A 3766-nucleotide genomic window follows, 5' to 3' on the forward strand; every position below is an offset into this window, starting at 1 on the left:
GTGCATGGCGTTGACAGCGCCGCAGGAAGCGGCCGTGGTGATGACGGCAAACAGCGCCGACAAGGCGATGCCGAAACGTGTCTCCTTGCCCTCCATGTTGCCGCCGTCGATGCCCAGCGCATGCACCAGCGGGTTGCCGGCGGCTTCCGCCCAGTAGCAGATGGCGACACCGGCGATGAACATGACGCCCATGGCCGAGAGGATCGCCCAGCCCTGGCGCTGGTTGCCGATCATGCGGCCGAAGACATTGGTCAAGGCGGCGCCGATGGCGAAGATCGACACCATCTGGATCAGGTTGGAGATCGCGTCGGGGTTCTCGAACGGGTGCGCGGCATTGGCGTTGAAGAAGCCGCCGCCATTGGTGCCGAGCATCTTGATGGCCACCTGCGAAGCGACCGGGCCGACGGCGATGGTCTGCTGCGCGCCTTCGAGCGTCGTGGCGTTGACATAGGCGCCCAGCGTCTGCGGCATGCCGAGCCAGACATAGGCCAGCGTCAGCACGACGCAGAACGGCAGCAGCAAATAGAGTGTGGAGCGGGTCATATCGACCCAGAAATTGCCGATCGACTTGCCCGAAGCCCGGGCAAAGCCGCGGATCAGCGCGATGGCTATGGCAATGCCCGTGGCCGCCGAAACGAAGTTCTGCACCGTCAGCCCAGCCATCTGCACGAGATAGGACATCGTGCTCTCGCCACCATAGTTCTGCCAGTTGGTGTTGGTCATGAAGCTGGCGGCGGTGTTGAAGGCGAGCCCTGGTTCAACCGCTGTCATGCCGGCCGGGTTGTAGGGCAGGCTGCCCTGCAGGCGCTGCAGGGCGTAGAGCACCAGGAAGCCGGCAAGGTTGAAGAGCAGCAGGGCGACCGCATAGGTGGTCCAGTGCTGTTCCTCGCGTTCGCTGGTTCCGCAAACACGGTACAGCCCGCGCTCGAGCGGGCCAAAGACGGGCGAGAGCAGCGTCCGGTCGCCGTTGAAGACGCGGTGCATGTAGCCGCCGAGCGGCTTCACCAGCAATATGACGATCCCGCAATAGACCAGGATCTGTATCCAACCGTTCAGTGTCATGGCTGTGGCTTTCCGTGCCTTCAGAAGCGTTCTGGACGAACGAGGGCGTATGTCAGGTAGGCGAGCAGGAACAGCGTAACGCCGCCACCAAGAATATAGTCGACGATCATTTTTTCAGCCTCGCTCTAGAGCGCGTCACAAGCTTTGATGTAGGCGAAACAAAGGGCGAAGAACAAAATTCCGATCCCGATAACGGCTATATCCATTGTGTTTATTCCTGTTGTTCTTTTGTACTTTGCGAATTTGACAGGGGATTTCGCAATATATCGGAAGTGGCCCGTCGCATCTTTGACGACGGAACCGGCTGTGTGAGGGGAATATGGACCCGATCGCCATAAAGGTTCGAGACGGGGCGCAGTGGAAAGAAATAGGAATTTCATAAAGATTTTTGCGCGGGCTCTTCCCAACACTCCACGCAGGGGATTGTCGCGCAAGGCAGGTGGCCAGCCACAGGATTGCGATTTGCTTGCGAGCTGCCGGAAACGGGAAAGCCCGGCTGGGGCCAGCCGGGCCTTCTATGGTGGTGTGGCTTTAGCCGCCACGGAGGGTATCGATCTTCAGGCGGCGTAGCCGCCATAGCCACGCGCAACGGCGTGCACGCCCGCCACCGGCTCGAGGTCCGGCCACAGGATACAAGAAGCTTGCGCAAACTGGACGAGCGCGTGGCGGGCCTGCTCGATGGTCACATAGCCTGGGATGGCGAGTTCACATGCTTCCACCGCGTTGCGGTAGAGCGGGCCGCGGCGGGAGGTCGTCCAATTGGTGAGGAAGTCGTGCATTTCGGCCAGCGACGCAATCTCGCGTTTGAAGCCAAGGCCGACCGAGAGTGCGACCGGGGAATGAAACAGCTTGTCGTGCATGAAGCGGGCTCCTGGTTTTTTTGCGCGCTTGGAGAGATATCCGGCGGGTCCGCGAACGAGACGCGGTGAAACGCGCAACAAGGCAGGAGGTTCCAAGCTTGGGTCTTGGCGGTTTTTTGATTGTGCCTGGTCGGCGAAATTATCAATTTCGCAGCGCAACGATCGTGTGCCGGACGCTCAACGGCTCCGCAGTCCACTTGGCGACGGCAGGCTCTCCAAAATCCCGAAGGAGCCATCGAGATCGCTTGCCGCCCTGAGGCTCACGCCTTCTTCACGAACTCGGTCTTGAGCACCAGGCCTTTCACTTGCTTGGTGCTGCATTCGATCTCGCCGGGATTGCCGTTCAGGCGGATAGCCTTCACCAACGTGCCGCGCTTGATCGTTTCCGAAGTGCCTTTGACTTTGAGGTCCTTGATCAGCGTGACGGAATCGCCGTCATTCAATTGAGCGCCATTGCTGTCGCGCACGATTACATCGTTCGGCATGCCATCTCCTGTGATTGGCAGGTTTTTAGGGCAGAGCGCGGCGGGATGTTTACCGCCCTGCTTCGCGCAAAGGCTCGGGCTTGTCCTGCGAAGCTCGTAGAGCGAAGCAGGATGGCGGAGAGAGCGGGATTCGAACCCGCGTTACGGTCTCCCGTAAACACACTTTCCAGGCGTGCGCCTTCAACCACTCGGCCACCTCTCCGTCCATGCATGTCGCGTCGGCCGGTTTTGCCGCGCGGGTTGGGGAGATGCACCTCCCTTGGGGAAAGACGGAACTTTCGCCATCGGCGTCGCCAACCAGCAAACGCCTTCCCCTGCACCTGAGCCGTCGAAGCAACAGGCGCGGGGCTCATCTAGTCGATCCGACGGCGAATGCCAAGCCATAACGGCAGTCTATTCGCTTTGCCGGCCACACAGTGTTTCACGAGGCCGCCGGCATGCCCGTTTTTGCGGGCGCCGCCGCTGCAATGGTGTGCACAGGCAGGACCGCAGGGACGGCCGCCCTTGACTTCCCCCGGAGTTGCCTGTCGGGTGCCGAGGCTTTGCGAGGGCATTGTGCGGACATGACATCGAGCAATGGACAGACGCCAGTCAGGCGGCCGGACAGCGGGCTGTCCTTCGTGCCGGTGGGCTGGCTTGTCTTCGTCATGGCGTGGTCGGTCTACGGCCTGATCTCCGTCTGGCCCGCGGTCGGCGCCACCGGCCTGCCAGACAGCGTGCTTTACCTTATCTATGGCGGGCTCGTCGTCGACATCGTCACCATCCTGTGGGGGCTTTACCTGCTCGGCCTCGCCTTCGGCCGCTCGGCCCGCTTCCCGCGCCAGTTCACGATCTGGCAGATTGCCATAATCGTCGGGCTGCTGGTCATCCATGCCTATGCCCCTACGGTGCCGGGATTCGTCTTCTCGGGCCAGGCGCTTGTCATCACCGGCGCCGAAATCGCCATCGGCGCGCTCTGCATCTATCTGCTGCGCCATGGATCCGAAGCCGATGCCGTTTATGTCAATCCGAAAACCGAGAGCCCATCGGCCTTCGTCTCGGTCATCGCCGCGCTGCTCGGCATCGTCCTGGGCGCGGTCATCGGCGCCGTGGGCGGATTCGCCATCGGCTCGCTGATCGCCGATGCCACCGAGATGAGCTGTTTCGAGGGCGCCTGCGGCTATTTCGCCGTGTTCACCGGCCTGGCCGGTCTGGTGATCGGCGCCATCGGGCTGGTGGCGGCGTTGCGTTTTCTCGTGCTCCCGCCAGGTGCGGGCGCTGAGGTTTCCGGGCACTCGCCGGGAAATTCAGATCGATTTTTCCGCCTGATGCGGAGATAAATTCCGTCCTGTCCCTTTGCCTTGGTGCAGCGCTTTCGCG

General features: G+C 61.7%; 5 protein-coding genes and 1 tRNA gene. 1 reads left to right on the forward strand and 5 read right to left on the reverse strand.

The annotated features are described in order from the left end of the window. The 5 genes from kdpA to EN925_RS27240 all read right to left on the reverse strand — a co-directional run. The coding region (kdpA, locus tag EN925_RS27215) for a potassium-transporting ATPase subunit KdpA (protein WP_127417379.1) at positions 1-1062 on the reverse strand (1062 nt) is incomplete at its 3' end. Between the two features lie 20 nt (positions 1063-1082). Beyond that, positions 1083-1172, reverse strand: a complete 90-nt coding sequence (locus EN925_RS27220; RefSeq protein WP_032808122.1) for a K(+)-transporting ATPase subunit F — start codon at positions 1170-1172, stop codon at positions 1083-1085. Positions 1173-1619: 447 nt separating this feature from the next. Beyond that, positions 1620-1922, reverse strand: a complete 303-nt coding sequence (locus tag EN925_RS27230; RefSeq protein WP_013529642.1) for a DUF982 domain-containing protein — start codon at positions 1920-1922, stop codon at positions 1620-1622. 260 nt (positions 1923-2182) lie between these two features. After that, positions 2183-2407 carry an alkylphosphonate utilization protein gene (locus EN925_RS27235; protein WP_127368209.1) on the reverse strand — a complete coding sequence of 75 codons (225 nt, stop codon included), beginning with the start codon at positions 2405-2407 and terminating at the stop codon, positions 2183-2185. Between the two features lie 112 nt (positions 2408-2519). Then, positions 2520-2609 (reverse strand) — tRNA-Ser (locus tag EN925_RS27240). 361 nt (positions 2610-2970) lie between these two features. On the opposite strand from EN925_RS27240, the gene EN925_RS27245 reads away from it, so the two are divergent. Further along, positions 2971-3726: a hypothetical protein gene (locus EN925_RS27245; protein WP_206632953.1), complete on the forward strand. Its 756-nt coding sequence runs from the start codon at positions 2971-2973 to the stop codon at positions 3724-3726. The last annotated feature ends 40 nt before the right edge of the window (positions 3727-3766 follow it).

The sequence above is a fragment of the Mesorhizobium sp. M7A.F.Ca.US.006.04.2.1 genome (assembly GCF_004022915.1).
Taxonomy (GTDB): domain Bacteria; phylum Pseudomonadota; class Alphaproteobacteria; order Rhizobiales; family Rhizobiaceae; genus Mesorhizobium; species Mesorhizobium ciceri.